Source organism: Altericroceibacterium endophyticum, from assembly GCF_009827595.1.
GTDB lineage: Bacteria > Pseudomonadota > Alphaproteobacteria > Sphingomonadales > Sphingomonadaceae > Altericroceibacterium > Altericroceibacterium endophyticum.
In genome coordinates this window covers 316,844-334,865 of sequence record NZ_WTYT01000004.1, presented here as the reverse complement: position 1 = coordinate 334,865, position 18,022 = coordinate 316,844, and the positions used below count along the sequence as shown (strand labels likewise).

General features: G+C 58.1%; 11 protein-coding genes and 1 pseudogene. 8 read left to right on the top strand and 4 right to left on the bottom strand.

Features of this window, described 5'->3' with window-relative positions; genetic code table 11:
- Positions 1-29 precede the first annotated feature (29 nt).
- Together GRI91_RS16135 and GRI91_RS10675 are read right to left on the bottom strand one after the other, a co-directional pair.
- Positions 30-899, bottom strand: coding sequence for a helix-turn-helix domain-containing protein (locus GRI91_RS16135; RefSeq protein WP_160736654.1), 870 nt, complete (start codon positions 897-899; stop codon positions 30-32).
- 4 nt (positions 900-903) lie between these two features.
- On the bottom strand, positions 904-1,494 hold the full coding sequence (locus tag GRI91_RS10675) for a ComF family protein (RefSeq protein ID WP_160736653.1): 591 nt from the start codon (positions 1,492-1,494) through the stop codon (positions 904-906).
- A 183-nt stretch (positions 1,495-1,677) separates the two neighbouring features.
- Between GRI91_RS10675 and GRI91_RS10670 the strand changes: the two genes are divergently transcribed.
- The 3 genes from GRI91_RS10670 to GRI91_RS10660 all read left to right on the top strand — a co-directional run bounded on the left by GRI91_RS10670 (position 1,678) and on the right by GRI91_RS10660 (position 5,792).
- The gene (locus GRI91_RS10670) at positions 1,678-3,732 is read left to right on the top strand and encodes a DEAD/DEAH box helicase (RefSeq protein WP_160736652.1); all 2,055 of its coding nucleotides are present in this window, start codon (positions 1,678-1,680) and stop codon (positions 3,730-3,732) included.
- Entirely contained in the window at positions 3,725-3,967 is a 243-nt protein-coding gene (locus tag GRI91_RS10665; RefSeq protein WP_160736651.1) for a hypothetical protein, read from the top strand. The genes GRI91_RS10670 and GRI91_RS10665 overlap by 8 nt, the downstream gene beginning before the upstream one ends.
- Before the next feature lie 64 nt (positions 3,968-4,031).
- Positions 4,032-5,792, top strand: a complete 1,761-nt coding sequence (locus tag GRI91_RS10660; RefSeq protein WP_160736650.1) for a hypothetical protein — start codon at positions 4,032-4,034, stop codon at positions 5,790-5,792.
- Positions 5,793-6,719: 927 nt separating this feature from the next.
- Here the strand turns inward: GRI91_RS10660 and GRI91_RS10655 are convergent.
- Together GRI91_RS10655 and GRI91_RS10650 are read right to left on the bottom strand one after the other, a co-directional pair.
- The gene (locus GRI91_RS10655) at positions 6,720-8,378 is read right to left on the bottom strand and encodes a sulfatase-like hydrolase/transferase (protein WP_160736649.1); all 1,659 of its coding nucleotides are present in this window, start codon (positions 8,376-8,378) and stop codon (positions 6,720-6,722) included.
- 233 nt (positions 8,379-8,611) lie between these two features.
- On the bottom strand, positions 8,612-9,502 hold the full coding sequence (locus GRI91_RS10650; protein WP_160736648.1) for a LysR family transcriptional regulator: 891 nt from the start codon (positions 9,500-9,502) through the stop codon (positions 8,612-8,614).
- Between the two features lie 242 nt (positions 9,503-9,744).
- On the opposite strand from GRI91_RS10650, the gene GRI91_RS10645 reads away from it, so the two are divergent.
- From GRI91_RS10645 to GRI91_RS16125, 5 genes and pseudogenes are all read left to right on the top strand, one after another.
- Positions 9,745-11,988 (top strand): arylsulfatase, encoded by a 2,244-nt coding sequence (locus tag GRI91_RS10645; RefSeq protein WP_202385555.1) that lies wholly within the window; start codon positions 9,745-9,747, stop codon positions 11,986-11,988.
- A gap of 37 nt (positions 11,989-12,025) precedes the next feature.
- The gene (locus GRI91_RS10640) at positions 12,026-14,398 is read left to right on the top strand and encodes a TonB-dependent receptor (protein ID WP_160736647.1); all 2,373 of its coding nucleotides are present in this window, start codon (positions 12,026-12,028) and stop codon (positions 14,396-14,398) included.
- 2 nt (positions 14,399-14,400) lie between these two features.
- The gene (locus tag GRI91_RS10635; RefSeq protein WP_160736646.1) at positions 14,401-16,776 is read left to right on the top strand and encodes an arylsulfatase; all 2,376 of its coding nucleotides are present in this window, start codon (positions 14,401-14,403) and stop codon (positions 16,774-16,776) included.
- Positions 16,777-16,851: 75 nt separating this feature from the next.
- Positions 16,852-17,069: pseudogene (locus GRI91_RS16130) on the top strand (IS3 family transposase); the annotation flags it as partial.
- Between the two features lie 547 nt (positions 17,070-17,616).
- Positions 17,617-17,931 carry a hypothetical protein gene (locus GRI91_RS16125; RefSeq protein WP_419866839.1) on the top strand — a complete coding sequence of 105 codons (315 nt, stop codon included), beginning with the start codon at positions 17,617-17,619 and terminating at the stop codon, positions 17,929-17,931.
- Positions 17,932-18,022: the final 91 nt, after the last annotated feature.

Here is an 18,022-nt window from a genome sequence, read left to right as displayed (position 1 = left end):
ACTAACATTACTAACCGACTCGAACAGTGTCAGCCGACAGTAACCCGAGGTTCGCGAACGTGCATCTCCACGCGCAAGCCCGCCGTAGCGGCCATGTTAACCAAGGCGTCGAGGCCGAACAGGTCAACCTTGCCACGCGTGAGGTCTGAGATCCGCGGCTGGGTCACCCCAAATACTTTGGCCGCTTGAGACTGGCTGAGATGCGCGCGGGAAATATGCTCTTTCAGCGCCGTCATGAGCGCCGCGCGTAACTTTACGCTCTCGGTCTGCTCCGGGCTCGCCTCGGCTGGTGCTGACGGCTCCAGATCCTTCACCGGGCTTGCTGACATTTCGCTATTCGCACCGATGTCCAACGAGAATTGTTCGTGGGCGATGTTGGCGATCTTCGCGGTGAGGCCAATCTTCTCTTCTGCCTTTGCGCGAGCATGATCCGACATGAAGGCGACAAGGCGCTCCAAGCCGTCCTTGTCCGATATGGTGACAAAATCCTTGTTCTTGTTCACGAAGACCACGGACTTCTTCTTTTCTCGAAGAAGCTCAATGACATTGCTGAGCGTGCCGGTGCTTTTGCAATCCCAGACCATGAGGCCATAGTCGCTGTGGCGCGCCATCTCCAGGTCTTTGGCGGTAAAGTAGGCGCGCGTGCCCGCCTTCGCCTTCGAGACGACCCTGTGGACCGGCCATTCTGCGACATTGTTCCGGGGCGAGTCTCCGGTGCAATACACGGTCACCTTTCCGGCTTGGTACCGCTGGAGGCATTCCTGAATTGAGGTATCGGCGCCATCGGCGTCTCCGACTACGACGTTAAAGTCTGAAGACACGATCTTGTTGATCCTGTCCGCGACCTTCTCATGCAGGCGGCTGATGGAGATTGATCCGGCGATGAAGACAGTGGTCATGGCATTACTTCCATGTGATCGAAGCGGCGTAGACGTGGTTGATTTTCTTGTACGTGCGTAGCGTTTTGCAGACGGCGTCCATTGTGGCACCCGTGTCGAAAAGATCGTCAAGGACAAGCGCGTTCCAACACCCTTCGTTGGTGATGGACGGGTTGATGCTGAACCGTCCCTCCAATGCGGCGTCCTTCGCCTCGCGGCCATGCAGGTTCTTGAGCTGCGGGCTGCCTTCGGGCGCGGGCGCCTTGACGATGATGTCGTCGAACACCGGCGTTTTCGTCAGTTTGCCGAGTTCGTTGGCGATCTCATTGACCGGCTGGCGCGCCCGCACCGTGGAGGCGGGCATTGGGATAATCAGGCCGATCTTGCCGAACAGCGGCAGCAAGGATTGCCGCACTTGGGCCGCGAGCGGCTGAACCTGATTCCAATCAGCTCGATATTTAAGCTGGTATAGCGCCTCGCCGGGCTCCGAGCGCGTCGTGTCAAATCGAGGGTGGCCGTATTCGTCGTCGCCCAGGTAGACGCTCGACAGCGTATGCTTGTGGAGCGCGTAACCGAGATCCCAACTGCCTTCGAGCTTTCGAATCTGAACCTGCATAACGAAGAGTGTTCCTTGCAGCCCTCGGAACGCCGTCCACGGGGGCATCCGATATATATATACAAAATTTTGTATGATCCGCAAGAGTCTCATAGCGGCGTCATCAATGGCATCGGAACGCTCACAGCGCGGGGTCGTCGCCCAGGGGTTGACCGAATGCATAGAGTTGCATAAGGTTGCGGCATGTCACAGAGCGATGCCCCCGATTTCCTAACCCTTGCCGAGGCCGCCGAGTATGTCGGCGTCTCGAAGGATACGCTTCGACGGTGGGATGCCTCCGACAAGCTCAAGCCGGTGCGCCGGCCGGGAAGCGGCTATCGCTTCTATCGCCGGCCCGACCTTGAGCCCTTCCGCCTCGAGTATCGGCGCGCCGAACAGGCCGCCGACGAGCCCGACCATATGTTTCAGACGCTGACTGCGGACATTGAGGCGAACCCCAAGATCCGCGAGCCGCAGCAGGACGCCCACCGGGCAGTGCGGACCCACTTCGAAGCCTCGAACGAGCCGGTAATCCTGCAGATTCCTGTCGGCTGCGGAAAGACCGGCGTCATTGCGACATTGCCCTTCGGCGTCGCCAAAGGGCGCGCGCTTGTCATCACACCGAATTTGACGATCCGGTCGGGCGTCGCGGAATCGCTCGACATCAGCAACCCGAAGAATTTCTGGCGGCGGACGGGCGCGCTCCACGATTTTTCGGCAGGACCATTTCGGGCTGTTTTGGATGGCGTCGACGCCAATCTCCACGATTGCAACGCAAGCCAGTTCGTCGTGACCAACATCCACCAATTGGCTAGCTCGGCAGATCGCTGGCTCCCACAGTTTCCGCCGAACTATTTCGACATTATCATGATCGACGAGGGCCACCACAACGTGGCCCCGAGCTGGGCAAAAGTCTTCGATCGCTTTCCGAACGCCAAAGTCATCAGCCTGACGGCGACACCGTTCCGGGGCGACGGAACGCGGCCTGTCGGCAAGGTGATCTATCGCTATCCGTTTACCCGCGCGATGGTGAAGGGGTACATCAAGCAGATCCACTCTCGGAACGTAGCGCCGTCGGAGCTGTCCTTCACCTACCGTGACGACACGAAGCGGCACACCCTGGAAGAGGTGTTGGCCTTGCGGGAACATGCCTGGTTCCGGCGCGGCGTCGCGCTGGCGCCGGAGTGCAATCGCCACATCGTCGACGCCAGCATCAAATACCTCCAGGAGCTGCGCGAGCGCAGCGGTTTCCGCCACCAGATCATCGCCGTCGCCTGTTCAGTCGACCATGCCCGCCAGGTGCGCGGGTTGTATGAAGAGCGGGGCCTGAAGGCGGCCGAAATCTACGGTGAGATGGATCGAGACAAGCAGGACGCCGTTCTTGCCGATCTGCGCAGCGGCAAGCTCGATTGCATCGTGCAGGTGCAGATGCTCGGCGAAGGCTTCGATCATCCGCCCCTGAGCGTGGCGGCCATCTTCCGGCCGTTCGCAAGCTTGTCGCCTTACATCCAGTTCGTTGGGCGCGTGATGCGCGTCGTCCATGAGGCGAAGCCCGAACATCCGGACAACCACGCCTTCGTGGTCTCCCATGTGGGTTTGAACACTGACGCCCATTGGGACGATTTCCGCGAACTGGATTTCGATGACCAAGCGATGGTCAAGAGGTGGCTGGAGGCCGGTGACGAGAAGGGCGATGGCGACGGCTCAGGAGAGTCCCGTCGTTTCGACATCGGGATGCTGGTCGATAACGAGATCGTCGGCTCGTTTATCAATCGGTCATTCCTTGATCCGGAAGACGATCGCGTCCTCGAGGAAATGCTGGACCATGAGATCGGCGCGGGTCTGCGCCTGCGCGACGTCATCGCGAAGGACAAGCTCAGGGAGACGCTGCGCCGAAAGCAGGAAGAGCTGTCCCAAGTCAGCAGTTCTGGTGACCTTCCAGTGCAGCCGCAGGCGCGGCGGGTTGGCGCGCGCAAGCGGCTCTCCGAACGCACAGGCTCCGTCGTCGCCCGCATTCTCAAGGATCTAAAACTCTCGCCCGCGGGCCGAGAAGTCGGTCAGCGCGTTAAGACCGTCGCAGGGCGCGATAACCGGGCTGCCGTTACATCGCTGCTGAACAAGGCGATCAACGAACATCTCGGAATCAAATCTGGGAGCCGTAAGGCGCCTGACGCAGGCGACAACGAGGACGCACTGGCTGCGCTCGACACTCTCGGAGACAATGTGCGCGACGCCCTGAAGGGGAAGAAGGATGGCTAAAGTCAGGGACATTCTGATCGACGTGAAGATTGAGCAGGCACAGCGCCAGCGCAAATGTCGGAGGAATAGCTCACACGTCATTGCGAAGGGCGAGTGGTGTCTCGTTGTTCGGACAAACGCGACCAAGGATGACTACAGCTATAGCCGTGACGCCGCAAAGCCCATGCTCGATGCGGCTTGGGCCAAGTTAAAGGGCATCTACGAAGGGCTCGGCATGTCACCGCCCGGGACCTGAAGTGCGGGACCTTTCATGAGTGCGTGCATGTAATCCTAGCGCGCGACCAACACGAAGCTGGGCGATGATGGACCGGAAACTGAAAAAGCAGGTGCAGGATTTCGAGCGTCAGCTGGATGCGGCGCTCGACGCGCTTCCTTCGCGAGGCTGGTCGGGCACCAGCAAGCTGCGTCTCGCGTCGGAGCTTTACGAGATCGGTGCCTTCACGAAGGGTATCGATGAGGTTGGTTATATCGACCGCGGCTATTCCATACTCGCGAACAGCTTCGTCTCGGGCGCGGATGGCGCCGCGTTGGATGTCGAGAGCGAGACCGACGTGCGGCAGATGATGGAGGACCTCGTCTTCGCATCGCATTATTACATGATCCGCGAGTATTTGTATTACTCGTACAATGTCCCCGGCGCGATGAACTGGTCGCTTAAGGACGGACGGGTCGAGATCCGGTTCGCGGATAAATCGATCCCGCGGCAGTTTTTCACGGTCCACAACGATCATCTGCTGATGTCGCAACATCACTTCCGCGACTTCAACCATTCGGAAGAAATTCTCCGCCTGCTCAAGGATGAGCCGGAGGGCGTAGTCACGTCCAATCTGGAAACGGCCGAGCCGCTGATGCGCGAAGAGGCTGCTCTCAAGCTCGCTGCCTATTTTTCCCTGATAGCGCCCGACAGCCAGATCGATCTGGGCGGCTACACCTACGAACAGTTCCTGAGCGTCTACCGGATGCTGCTGATGAAGGCGCTCTACCACCGCTATTTTGCCCGTGCGCAGGACGCGGTCGGCGCCGTCTACATGCCGGAAACAGATCTACTTCAAGGGATCGAGGAGGATCTGGGCATCGGCCCTGATACCACGCGCAAGATCCTGAAGGACATGGTGTACGACCGCGACGCGACGGCAGGACGGGTCGATGCTAGTTATTTCTCGCTGATGCGGGAGGGGGAGCCGGATGGCAGGATCGTCATGCGGCCGCATCACTTCGCGATCGCGGAGGGGCTGGTGAACTTGCTGCGCGTCATCGCCCAGCGGCGCCCAAACACCTTCCTCGAGCAAGTCAGCAACGAGATCGGCAGCGCGTTCGTCCGACGCGTCAAGTCGGCGTGGGAAGCGGAAGGCTTCATCTGCCGCAGCGAAGTGTCGCTGCGCGAATTCGACGCGACGTTACCGGATATCGACCTGCTCGTAATTTCGGTCGAGCCGACGCTCGGCTACATGATGTTCGTGTGCGAGCTGAAATGCCCAGTGCCGCCGCGCTGGGCGAAGGATCAGCTCAAGGTGCTCAACAAAGATAGCGTGTCCAAGGCCTTCCGGCAGGTAGAGGTGCTGAAGCGCTTCATCCAAACCGAGGGCGGCATGCGTTTTCTCTCGCGGATGCTGCCGAAGGAAGGTCATCCGCACTTCGAGGGCTTTGTCGTCGGAATAGAGCACCTGATTATCACCTCAGACAATGCCGGCATGTTCTTCGGTGCCGAGAACACCACGGTGATCAATTTTCGCACGCTCGAGCGGCTACTACGGCGTTCCGATGGCGACCTCGCTCTGATCCAGCATGTGCTGCGGACCTATCCTGAACATGCCGATGAGGCGCTGGTTACCAAGATGATCGAGTTTCAGCTCGGTTCGCTGAGCGTTGCCTATGAGGCCGTCACGGTGAGCCCGCTGCTCGAATTTCCTCAGGGCCACTGGCGCAGCGACCCTGAGCGCGAGGCGATGATTGATGCGTTTGTTGCGGACGGCATGCATCCGTTCGATGTCTTTGAGCACCGGCTACCCGATCTTGTCGTCTTGGATCACAGCCGGGGCAGCGACAAGGGCGGGAACTGACGGGGGAGCGATCCGTAGAGGGAAGAATATTATTTGTGACGCCCCAAGCGCATCGAATAGGATCGTCAGTGGGTAGTTGGTAGGTGCTCGTGGCCGGTCTTTGAATTCGTTGTTGTCACCTCCTAAGTGAATGGCTGCATTCGAAGATTCCCCAGTTAGTCTTGAATGACCAAAAAAGGGGTGGAAAGCAGACGTGCCTATTTAGGTGGGGTATAGAGGGCTATGGAGTAGATATAGTTCTCATCGCTATCTCGCATGGCCCGCCAGAAATCGCTGATTTTTTTGGGTTTACGTGAAATTTCGGCCTTATGCCCACTTACAAATGGGCTTTGCGCGATTTTCGACAGACGTCGGCGAACGATCATTCCTCCGAAACTACGTATTTTGCGCACTTCCTCTCGAAAAACACAACCAAAACCGCAGTGGTTCGAATACTTCTGTCTCCGCCACTCCAATCTCGCCTGGGCATCATCTGATAAGTCTCTCGACGCAGCTTGGAAGAACTGAGAGGAGACTCTCAAGGACGAAGAGGATGCTGAGTTTGAGCGGACTATTGAAATCGACAGTTTCGTGTGGCGATCAAGCAGGCATTGGTAATGGAATCTCGACTACTCGCACTGGCCGAAAGGACGCTTCGTTGCCTTACATTCAAAGAAACCTGCATCGCGTACAATCGTCGAAGGGGTAAACTTCAAAAAGAAGAATATCCTCAACCGTTCCAAACCGCCATAAAACCCTTTCCTGCGCGCCTATGGATCAACACTTAAGCGTCCATGTCATAGATCCCATGAGAATCTCTCCGTTGCATTAAGAATGCTTTTCCCGACCTTGGATAGCCAGGCCTCCACCTTCAACAGCTGCCTACGCAGCGTACCTTCATTGCAAAGGACGAAGGGCGATCCCCTGTTCATTCGGGTGATCTGATGATCACGAATCGCTGCTGGCGAGAATCGTGTCCGTATCAACCACGTGCTTGAGATAGCAGTATTGTCTCGCTTCATCAGTAACCGGCGCTTCGGTTCCGTCAGAGGCGCAGCTAGTGGTAATGGCGAGCGGATATTCCTCCAGCGGATCGGCTTTCAGATCATAGAACTCGCAGCCATTGTCTTCGCCACTGTCGGATCGGGTGCAGAGTATTTTAAATTGCGCGTTACGTACGGCGGCTTGGAGACGATTGTCGGCGAGCGGCGAACTTCCTTCCGCCGTTACGTAGCCGATGTCCGGGGCGCGGACAGTGTCCGTTTGGCCTGAAAGGATGGGCAGGAGCGATACGGAATCCAGATCAACCATAGCATCGCCTGTCCTGTTCGGTACATTCTCAGGGAGTGTGACACCTCCCAGTTCCGCGATCGTCGAAAAAAGATCAACCGCATGGACGATGGCATCATTACGCCCCTCAACCATGCCCGGGCCGTGAACGATAAGGGGGACACGGACACCGCTTTCATAGCCCGTTCCTTTGCCGCGTCCTTCATAAGTGATGTATAAGTTGTCGAGGAAATTCACCTCGGGTCGGCCATACTGGCCAGTGCCGTTATCGCCAATCACGATAACAACCGTATTCGGGTCTAATTCCTCAACCGCCTCTAACAGCAGACCCATGACAGTATCGGTCGCCGTCGACATGGCGCGGTTAAGCGATGGGGCTGAACAATCCCCCAGATTTTTACTGCCAAACTCGCCTCCGCAGGCTTCGATTTCGGCTATCGCTGATGGGTCAAGCGTACCCCTGTTGGGAACCACAACCGGTGGTTGACCGGGCAGGATGTGCGGCATGTTGAAAGCCAGCCAGGCGAACCATGGCTTGTCAGGGGCTGTGCTCTCCTGCTGCGTGACCCAGTCGACCGTATCGGCTGCCTTCACCACGGGTGCAAAGGTGGTGGGCGCGATGCCGGGAAGCGATCGGGCGGGCTGCGTTTCGACACGCCATTCGGACGGAGGTGTATCGGCGTCCTGAACAGTCACCTTATATTCCCAGTAATCCGGAAGCGCGCCGTTCAGGTCTCCCCGGAAAAGGTCGAATCCGGCCTCCTTGGGCTTCATGCCGGGATATAGCGGCCCTTTATGCGGCGGTGCATCGGGCCGAATGTCATTCAGGCCGGAAAGGTGCCATTTGCCGATGAGCGCGGTGGAATAGCCCTGATCCTGCATCATCGTCCCCAGCGACAAGTGACTTTGCGTCAGCCAATCAGTATAATCGAGCACTCGTGTGCGCTCGGGATAAAGACCGGTGAGCATGGCAGCGCGCGTGGGCGAACAGAACGGTTCGGCCCATGCATTGGCAAACACGAGGCTTTTACGGGCGAGGGAATTCAGCACTGGCATCGACGCTGGTCGCCCATCGATACGCGCGGCATCGGGATGACCACGGCCTTCGGGGCCGTATTTTGTCAGCATCCTGTCGATCTCGCCGGGGAGAATGTCGGTCGTCATGTCGAGCCCGACGTCGTCGAGAACGATCAGCAGAACGTTCGGACGCGCCTCGGCTTCAGTCTGAGCGGTTGCAGATGTTGCCGAAAACAGGGTCAGGGCTGCCGCGCTGGCCGTGGATAGGATGCGCGATTTGGACTGAGACTTTTTGAACATCACTCTTCCCGGTTTTTTGCTTTATTTAGCAGGTGTGATCAAAACGGGGCTGTCTGTCCAGCGTCACCTTGGAACTTATTGACAAAATCTGCTCCCAAGCGACCAATGAACAGATTGCACAACCCTCCCGCCGGGAGCAGGAACAGTCGGAGTGTAATCAGGCTTGGCGGCATTTTTCGCTGGCCTCCGCAAAGCGCGCGGAGCTGTTCAGTTCAATTACCCATTCTCTCGGCTTACTCGCTTCCAAGCTCTTTTCGCAGGCACGCGAGCAACGGCTTGGCCGCCGGCTGCAAGGCTTTGTCCTGCAATGCCATGATTGTACTGAGCTTGTAGGACAAAGGAAAGATTCGCTCGACAAGGCCTCGTTCCAAGAAACTGCGCATATGCATATCCATGAGCGGGCTTACGCCTCTTCCCCGCGCGACCCATTCGGCAAGCATTCGCGGAAATTGAGAGCGCCCCACTACGTTACTGGGGTGAATGTCATTCGCATGCAAAGCGGCAAGAAGGGGTTCCGTGACCTCGCTCTCCTCCGGGGGGAGCAGAAATGGCATGTTGTCAAAGTCCGGCATCTCTTCAGTAAGGTCCTGTATGAATCCTTTTGGCGCATAAATGGATGTCGACATGGAACTGAGGAATTCGATCCGGGAGACTTTTCGCGGGATGACCGAACCGCGATAGATAGCGATATCGCATAGACCCGTTTCCAGCGCATGCATGATCTCGGGTGTTTTGTCGTAGATCTTCACATCCAGGCTTATCTGGGGGTGGTGCTCGAGAAAGGTGGAAAGAAGCGTCATCAAATCATTCTCGAACAGAAAATGTCTCACCGCGAGGGTCAGTTCGACATGTCCCTCCTCAGGCGCTGACCTTGTCGAAGGGACCATCGCCTTTCTCGCGTGAAGCATGTCTCTGACCTTGGGAACAAGCGCCAGCCCTTCAGCAGTCAGCGTGGGACTGTGGCCGCGTATACGCTCGAATAGCGGATAGCCCAGCTCATCCTCAAACTGCCCGATATGCTTGCTGATAGCGGGTTGCGAGATGTTAAGGCGGTCGGCAGTACGGCGAAAATTGCAGTCCGCAGCGGCTTCCAGAAAGATCTCAAGCTGACGGAATGTGGGCAATTGAGGCCTCTGTGATTACCATTTTGTTATCACTCGTATAACCGGGGGATGCGTTGCTACCAAGCTTTGCTTTCCACATATGCTCATCGGATGACGCACCGCGAACAATAAAATGGGTGCGCGAAGAGGATGAATGGCTTCTCCCCGCCCGTGGCGAGACGTCATAGCCATGGGAGGCAGTTATCAGATTCTCACGCCCGAAGAGCGTCCGCCGGCTTGCCGTCACCACGGTTCTGGCAGCGTTGATCGCTCAGCCCGCTGTCGCCCAGACTGCAAAGGCAGGAGCGGACCGATCATCTGAAAAAGCATGGCAGCATTACCCGGAAGAACCGCAGGCGCCGACGAACGCGCCGAACGTCCTTCTGATCCTCACGGACGATGTCGGCTTTTCGGCCGGTTCGGCTTTCGGAGGACCGATTCCCACCCCGGTGTTTGACAGCCTTGCCAAGGTTGGTCTCAGCTACAATGAATTCCACACCACCGCGATGTGTTCGCCCACCAGAGCGGCGCTGCTGACCGGACGGAATCACCACGCCGTGGGATACGGCGCTATTAGCAATGTCGCCACCGATAAAGTTGGGTACACTTCGGTCATTCCCGACAGCGCGGCGACGATCGCCGACATTCTCAAGCTGAACGGATATGTTACCGCATTTCTCGGCAAGAACCATAACACGCCGGTATGGGAAACCGGGCCGACCGGCCCGTTCGAAAATTGGCCGAATGGCTGGGGATTCGATTATTTCTATGGCTTCAACGGCGCGATGTCGGACCAGTTTCATACGGAACTTGTGGAGAACCGCAATCCGATTGACCCGCCCTTTGACGACCCGACCTACAATCTCGATCGCGACCTCGCAGATCACCTGCTGAAATGGCTGCAGGTTGAGCACACCGTGCGGCCGGACAAGCCCTTCTTCGCCTATTGGGCCCCGGGCACACTCCATTCACCGCATCAGGCCCCGGCAGACTGGATCGCTCGGTTTAAGGGCAAGTTCGACATGGGGTGGGACAGGCTGCGTGAAGAGAGCTTCGAGCGGCAGAAGAGCCTCGGCATCATTCCGCAGAACGCTGATCTGACACCCCGTCCTCAGAGTCTCCCCGCATGGGACAGTCTTTCGGATGAACAGCAGCACGTTGCCGCACGGATGATGGAAGTCGCGGCAGCGCAGCTGGCGCAAAGCGATTATCAGATCGGCCGGGTTATCGACTGGTTGAAGAAGACCGACCAGTTCGACAACACGCTGATCTTCTTCATTCAGGGGGACAACGGCGCCAGCATTGAAAGCCTGCACGGGGCCAATAACGAAATGATGAGCCTCATCGGCCTTGAGCCGAGCGATGAGGAATTGGCCCGCTCTATCGAAACTCATGGCGGTCCTTTTTCTTTCGGCAATTACCCCTCCGCTTGGGGCTGGGCCACGAATTCGCCGTTCCAGTGGGGCAAGCAGGTGGCTTCGCATCTGGGAGGACTGCGCGATGCCCTGGTAGTGAGCTGGCCAGACCGGATCAGACAAAAGGGCGGACTGCGCACGCAATTCGGCCATGTGATCGACATCGCGCCGACGATTTACGAAGCAGTTGGTATCAGCCCGCCCGAAAGCGTGGACGGCGTGGCACAGCAACCGATTGACGGGACCAGCCTGCTTTACAGCTTCAATGATGCCGATGCGGCGGAACGGCATCGCGACCAGTATTTCGAGATGCTGGGCAACCGCGCTTTCTACTCCGATGGCTGGCTGGCTTCCACCACTCCTCCCAAAGGCCCGTGGGACCGCAGCCCGTCGAAGGTTCCTGCCGATGATTACGAGTGGGAGCTCTACAACCTCAGGGAAGATTACTCGCAGGCGCATGACATTGCCAGAAAACACCCGGAGAAGCTGGCCGAACTGCGGCTCAAATTTGATCGGGCGGCTGATCGTTTCAATGTGCGTCCGATCAAGGCGGACATCATGGCACGGCTCGATCCTTCGAACCGCCCAGATCTGCTCGCAGGACGCACCAGCTTTACCTATTATCCCGGTGATACGCGCTATCCCACCAACTCCTTTCCTACCATCGAGCCAGGCTGGAAAATGACGGCCCACGTGATCGCGGGCGCAACGGAGGCCCGCGGTCCTCTGGTGACGAGCGGGGATTTTACCAGCGGCTATGGCCTGATGCTCGACAACGGCTTTCCCATGTTTCTCTACAATCCTGCGGGCCGTCCTCAGGAACGTGTACGTGTCAAGGCACGCCAGCCACTGTCGCCGGGCGATCATGAGATCAGCGTGCGTTTCGAGCGCGATAAATCTTCGGGCGAGCGCGCGTCGCGTCTGATCTTGAGCGTGGATGGAGAAAATGTCGATACGGCATTGGTGCCGATTACCTATCCGACGCGCGGCAACACCTATGTCGGACGCGCTGGACTTGCACCTCTGTTGCCGGAAATCCCGCGCGGCGAACTGATCGATGCCACGCTGCAGTCGGTTGTGATCAAACGTTAACAATAAAACAAAGCAGTCTAACTGAAGGGGAGAAAAAATGGCAAGAAAGCATCTAACAATCGGCACGGCCATGGTTGCACTCATTGGCGCGGCAAACGCGGCACAAGCTCAGGATCAATCGCCGGAAGCTGCGACCAGCCAGGGCAGTTTCTCTCCGCAGGCGGAGGATGGAATCAGTGAAATCGTAGTAACGGCACAGTTTCGTGCTCAGGGTCTTCAGGATACGCCGATTGCCATCTCAGCTTTTGATGCTCAGGCGCTGGAACAGAAGAATTATGGTACCATCACCGATCTCACCGACTCCGCTCCGAATGTCGTGATGAAGCCCAGCGGCTCGGCTTTCGGGCCAGGCGCTGCAATTTTCATTCGCGGTGTCGGACAGGCGGACAGCAATTTTGCCTTCGAGCCGGGCGTTGGCCTTTATGTGGACGACGTTTATTACGGCGCCGTATTCGGATCGCAACTCGACCTGCTCGATCTCGACCGGGTCGAGATACTGCGCGGACCGCAGGGCACGCTGGCCGGCAAGAACTCGATCGGAGGTGCGGTAAAAATGTACAGCCGCAAGCCCGGCTCTGGCGGCAGCTTCCTCGAGCTGACCACCGGATCCCGGGACCAAATCGATGCTCGCGGTGTTGCAGATATCGAAATCGTGCCGGGCGAATTCGCTCTGCGGTTTTCGGGCGTTACCCGCCATCAGGACGGCTATCTCACACGCTACGACTTTGGTTGTCGCAACCCGGACAATCCCGCAGGCATCGAATCGACTGCAGCAGCTGGTGCCAGCTGCAAGATCGGTACCGAAGGAGGAAAGGACTACACCGCCGGTCGCATCGCACTGCGCTGGACGCCCAGCGACAGTGTGGACCTGAACCTTTCCGCCAGCCGCCTTGTCGATAGTTCCGAGCCCGCGGCGACGAAACTGCTCTCCCTGTCAGTGCCGCCGCCTGTCGTGCCCGGTATTCCGGACCAATCAATTTTCCTGACGCCGGACGAGGAATACAGCAACTATGCCAATTACACTACGCCCGCCTTTACCGACCAGCGGGGTGACCATCCGACCACGGTCTGGCCGGTCAACAATCGCCTGCGGTCCTGGGACGTATCGGGGAATCTGGAAGTCCAGCTGAGCGACAGCCTCGCACTCACGCTCATTTCGGCCTATCGCCACCTGGAAGGCCGTTACAGTACCGATTTCGATGCGTCTGCGCTCGGCATCAACACATCGACTTTCACCAATTCGCACAAGCAGTTTACGCAGGAAGTGCGTCTGGGCGGAACCAGCTTCAGCGATCTGCTCGACTGGACGGTGGGTGCTTATTATTACAAGGCTACCAGCTATATCGAGGGCGGCGATATCATCGCGCCCGAGGCTCCGTTCCGTTCGGTTTTCTATTCCGACGACCGCATTCCTTCGCGCAGCATTTCCGGTTTCGTGCATGGGGTCCTCAATCTGACCGACAGCTTCCGTCTGACCGCAGGCCTGCGCTACACCGACGATAAAAAGACGTATTTCTTCCGGCGTCTCAACCCGTTTGACACTTCGGAAACAAGCTACACCGCGCAGGCGGCAATCGATGGGGCGGAGGGCCGCTTCTCCGGAGACCGCTGGGACTATCGTCTCAACGCCAGCTATGACATCACACCCGACGTGATGGCCTATGGCCAACTGTCGACTGGCTATCGCGGAGGCGGCGTCAATCCACGCCCGTTCGTGAAACAGCAGGTGGTGCCGTTCGAGCCCGAAACGCTGACCGCCTATGAGGCGGGCCTGAAGACCACCCTGTTCGATCGCGCCCTGCGGCTCAATCTGGCCGGCTTCATCAATGACTACAACGATATCATCTTCAGCAATAATGCGCCCACGGTGGTGGACGGCGTGGTCATCAGCCAGCAGAATGCCACCCCGACCAACGCAGGCAATGCGCGTTTGCAGGGCGTGGAGCTGGAAGCCAGCCTGGAGCCCGTTCGCGGGCTGCGCTTCGATGGTTCGGTCAGTTATCTCGACTTCGAACTGAAAACGATCAGTGAGAGCGGGGGAACGTTCAACGGCATTACACTCGACAGCGAAGCGCCCTATATCACTGATTGGAAGGTGAGCGCAGGGATACAGTACGCGGCCGATCTGGGCGAGTATGGTGTCCTTACGCCGCGCCTCGATCTGTCGTATCAGTCATCCTTCTTCATCAATGTTGACAACGATCCGCGGGGTCTTGTTGACGGATACACCCTGCTCAACGCGCGGCTGGGCTGGCAGTCGGAAAGTGGTGACTGGGGCGCTGCGCTGTCGGTCACCAATCTGACCGACGAGTTTTACTATGCAAACAAGATAAGGTTGCCGATCGGCATCACGACCGGACAGGTCGCGCCGCCGCGGCAGTGGTCGCTCAGCGTACGGAGAAATTTCTGACCATGCGACTCAGATACGGGATGGCAGCCGGGATACTGGCTGTCGCCACCTTCGTGCCGGTCGCCTCTTGGGGTGCCGGCCCGGAGCGGCAGTCGGGTTCTGTGGACCGCAGCGAATGGCGCGCGTCCACCACGCTGCCGCGCCCAGCACCGGAATGGCAAGGCACGCTCGACCGCACGATCGATACTTCAAGCGAGGCCTATTACCAGCTTGACGACAAGGCCCCGGCTGACGCGCCGAACATCCTTCTCATCATGACCGACGATGTAGGCTTCGGGGCCAGCACCACTTTCGGGGGCCCCGTTCCGACCGCCACGTTCGACCAACTGGCGCAGGACGGTTTGCGCTATAACAGTTTCAACACCACAGCCCTATGTGCGCCCACCCGTGCCGCCCTGCTGACGGGGCGCGAACCGCATGCGGTCGGCTTTGGCGCGATTACGGAAATGTCGACCGGATTTCCGGGCTATAATGGCATTCTGCCGCGCTCGGCCGCCACGATCGGGCAGGTGTTTCGCTTCAACGGCTACGCTACCAGCTGGTTTGGGAAGAATCACAACACCCCCGAATGGGAAAAGGGCCCTACAGGTCCGTTCGACCGCTGGCCGACCGGGCTGGGATTCGATTATTTCTACGGCTTCATGGGCGGGGCCACCAGCCAGTATAATCCCGAACTCTATGAGAACACACAGCCTGTGGAACGGCCGGCGGAGGACCCGGACTACATACTCGACCGAGACCTCGCCGATCATGCAATCAGCTGGTTGCGGACGCTACATTCGGCGGAGCCTGACAAGCCGTTCCTGCTATATTATGCGCCCGGTACGTCGCATAGTCCGCATCATGCACCTGCCGACTGGATTGCCCGCTTCAAGGGCAGATTCGACCAGGGCTGGGACAGGATGCGGGAAGAAACGCTCGCGCGGCAGATCGAGATGGGCGTCGTGCCGGCCAACACCAAACTGTCGCCGAGGCCCGACAGCATTCCCGCATGGTCCTCTCTCTCGGCGGATCAGAAGCGTCTCTATGCGCATATGATGGAAGTATATGCAGCAGCGCTTGCCCACGCCGATTATCAGATCGGCCGAGTGATCCAGGAAATCCGCGAGGAGGGCGAACTCGATAATACGCTCATCGTCTATATCCAGGGGGATAATGGCGGCAGCGGCGAGGGCGGTCCGGAAGGTTCGATCAACGACATTGCTGCCATCAACGGGTTTCGGGCCGACCTGGCCACAATGCTTAAAGCCATGCCGGAACTCGGCGGCCCGGATTACTACAACAACTATCCGGTCGGCTGGGCCTGGGCGATGAACACACCGTTTCAGTGGACCAAGCAGGTCGCCTCGCATCTGGGCGGGGTTCGCAACGGAATGGTGATTTCGTGGCCCGAGGGTATCGATCAGCCTGGCAGTGTGCGCTCGCAATTTGGCCACGTGTCAGACATCGCGCCTACCCTGTACGAGGCGGCAGGTATTCCCGCGCCAACCCGGGTGAACGGGATCGAGCAGCAGAAAATGGATGGTATCAGCCTGCTTTACTCGCTCAACGATGCAAATGCGGAGGACAAGCGCGTGCAGCAAGTCTTCGAGATGCAGGGCAACGCGGGGATCTACGACCATGGCTGGCTGGCCAATACGACACCAACGCGCGCGCCATGGGATTTCGCCGGGCCTGGTGGCCTGCCCACTGATGGCACATGGCAACTCTACAATCTGGAAGAGGATTTTTCACAGGCGATCGACCTTGCCGACAAATATCCGGCAAAGCTCAAGGCGCTTACGCAGGAATTCTGGGAGCAGGCGCGTAAACACGATATTCTGCCGATCGATAACCGTTCCTTCGCGCGGTGGAATACCGCCAATCGACCATCACTGCTCAAGGATCGCACGCGTTTCACCTTCTACCCGTCATCACGGCGTATCAGCGGCGGGGCGTTCCCCGATCTGAGCGGCCGTAGTTGGCAGCTGGACGCGCAGATCAATGCTGGCCCGCACGACAATGGCACCGTGGTAATGAACGGCATGCGTTCGGCTGGCTGGAACTTGATGCTGGAAGACGGCATTCCGGCGTTCACCTACAAAGCGTCCGATGCGCCCGAGGATATCTTGCGGCTCAACGCGAAGGCTCCGCTTGCCGACGGCGATCACCGTCTGGGGATTCGCTTCGTCACCGAGGCGCAGGCCGGGCCAGGCCGGGTCGTTCTGTCGATTGACGGCCAGGAGGTGGCTTCTGGTCAGTTACCGCACGTGATCCCGGTTCTGCTGTCCGATAACGCCACAATCGGCTGGGCCTTCGACACCATCGGAGGCAAAACCAATCCTCCGTCACCTTTCACCGGGACGGTGGATTCGGTCGAACTCCAGCTTCTGCCTTGATAATGTGTCCAGATGACCATGCCCAATGACCATGCCCAAGACGATGGATGGCGACCACTGCTTCGCGGTACTGGAGCGCTGCCCCGGTCCGGCAGGCTGGAGATCTTGAACACAGGCCGGTGCAGCCAGTACACTAGCTTTGCCTTCACCAGGGCCGCCGAAATCCGCATCAGTATGGATGGCCGCAGCGATGGATAGAAAACGTCTTCATCGAACATTTCTGGTACTGCCTCAAAGACGAATGTATCTACCTCCATGCCTTCGAGATCGGTTCAGATCTGAAAGATGGCCTTGAACACGCAGCGTTCGCTCTCGGGCCTTACCTGAAGAACTAGGCCGTGGTTTCATCAGCATACGCTGCCTTTCAATCGCCGATCCACGTCAATAGGTCTTTTCGACCTTGTCCTGGATCGTAGGCGCCAACGCTGTCTCGATGATCTCTCTAGGCCGTAATTCATGCGGCGCAGCATGGCCATCGTCGTATGGTTCTTGGTTGCTTCGTTGATCGCAAAGATCCGCTAATTCGGTACAAGCGTTTATAGCTTTATTTGCTCGAGGTGCTGGAGTGCTGCATCTGATAGTGGCACTGAATTGAGTGCGCGCGCCACGCTTAGGCCTCCCGATGACGCCCAATCTGGTGCCCAATTTCATGCCGGCTTCCAACTGGGCTTTGCGCGGTTTTAGACAGACTTCGATGAACGGTCATTTATTTAAATACGCGCTTTCCCTTCAGTTTTTCACAAAAAGCATAACCAAAACCGCGGTGGTTCGAATGACATCCTCTCCGCCAGAAACTTCGCTCAGTGCTAATTTTGAAGTCCGGCTTTTCACGGAAAGCCGTTGACCGGCCACTTTGCGATGGTGTTTCCTTCTGAGCGGCATGTGCCGCATGGGTTCCGTTCTGCCTTCTCGACTATCATGAATGAGCGGGCAAATGATCTTGGCCGCCCGGATGACAGGGCAGTGATCGATCTGATGCTGGCGCATGTGCCGACCAACAAGGTGGAGCGGGCCTATAACCGCGCGGCTTATATGGTCCGGCGGCGCGAGCTGGCCTGTGAAGGGGTGGATCTTCAGCTGCAAGACACGTGGCCGGTTGCCGTGCATATGGGGCAACCAATCCGCCGGGCAAGCAATGGCCCAAGTCGTATTTGATCCAAGGTTTGAAACAGACCCGCGGTTGTAGGAAGTGGCAGCTTTGCCAGTTTTCTTCTGAAAAGCTGCTGTTCCGGATACGACGACATTG

Bases quoted from the DNA above. Each gene is read 5' to 3' on its own strand.
- GRI91_RS16135 (WP_160736654.1), bottom strand. From the start codon at position 899: ATGACCACTGTCTTCATCGCCGGATCAATCTCCATCAGCCGCCTGCAT.
- GRI91_RS10675 (WP_160736653.1), bottom strand. From the start codon at position 1,494: ATGCAGGTTCAGATTCGAAAGCTCGAAGGCAGTTGGGATCTCGGTTAC.
- GRI91_RS10670 (WP_160736652.1), top strand. From the start codon at position 1,678: ATGTCACAGAGCGATGCCCCCGATTTCCTAACCCTTGCCGAGGCCGCC.
- GRI91_RS10665 (WP_160736651.1), top strand. From the start codon at position 3,725: ATGGCTAAAGTCAGGGACATTCTGATCGACGTGAAGATTGAGCAGGCA.
- GRI91_RS10660 (WP_160736650.1), top strand. From the start codon at position 4,032: ATGATGGACCGGAAACTGAAAAAGCAGGTGCAGGATTTCGAGCGTCAG.
- GRI91_RS10655 (WP_160736649.1), bottom strand. From the start codon at position 8,378: ATGTTCAAAAAGTCTCAGTCCAAATCGCGCATCCTATCCACGGCCAGC.
- GRI91_RS10640 (WP_160736647.1), top strand. From the start codon at position 12,026: ATGGCAAGAAAGCATCTAACAATCGGCACGGCCATGGTTGCACTCATT.
- GRI91_RS10635 (WP_160736646.1), top strand. From the start codon at position 14,401: ATGCGACTCAGATACGGGATGGCAGCCGGGATACTGGCTGTCGCCACC.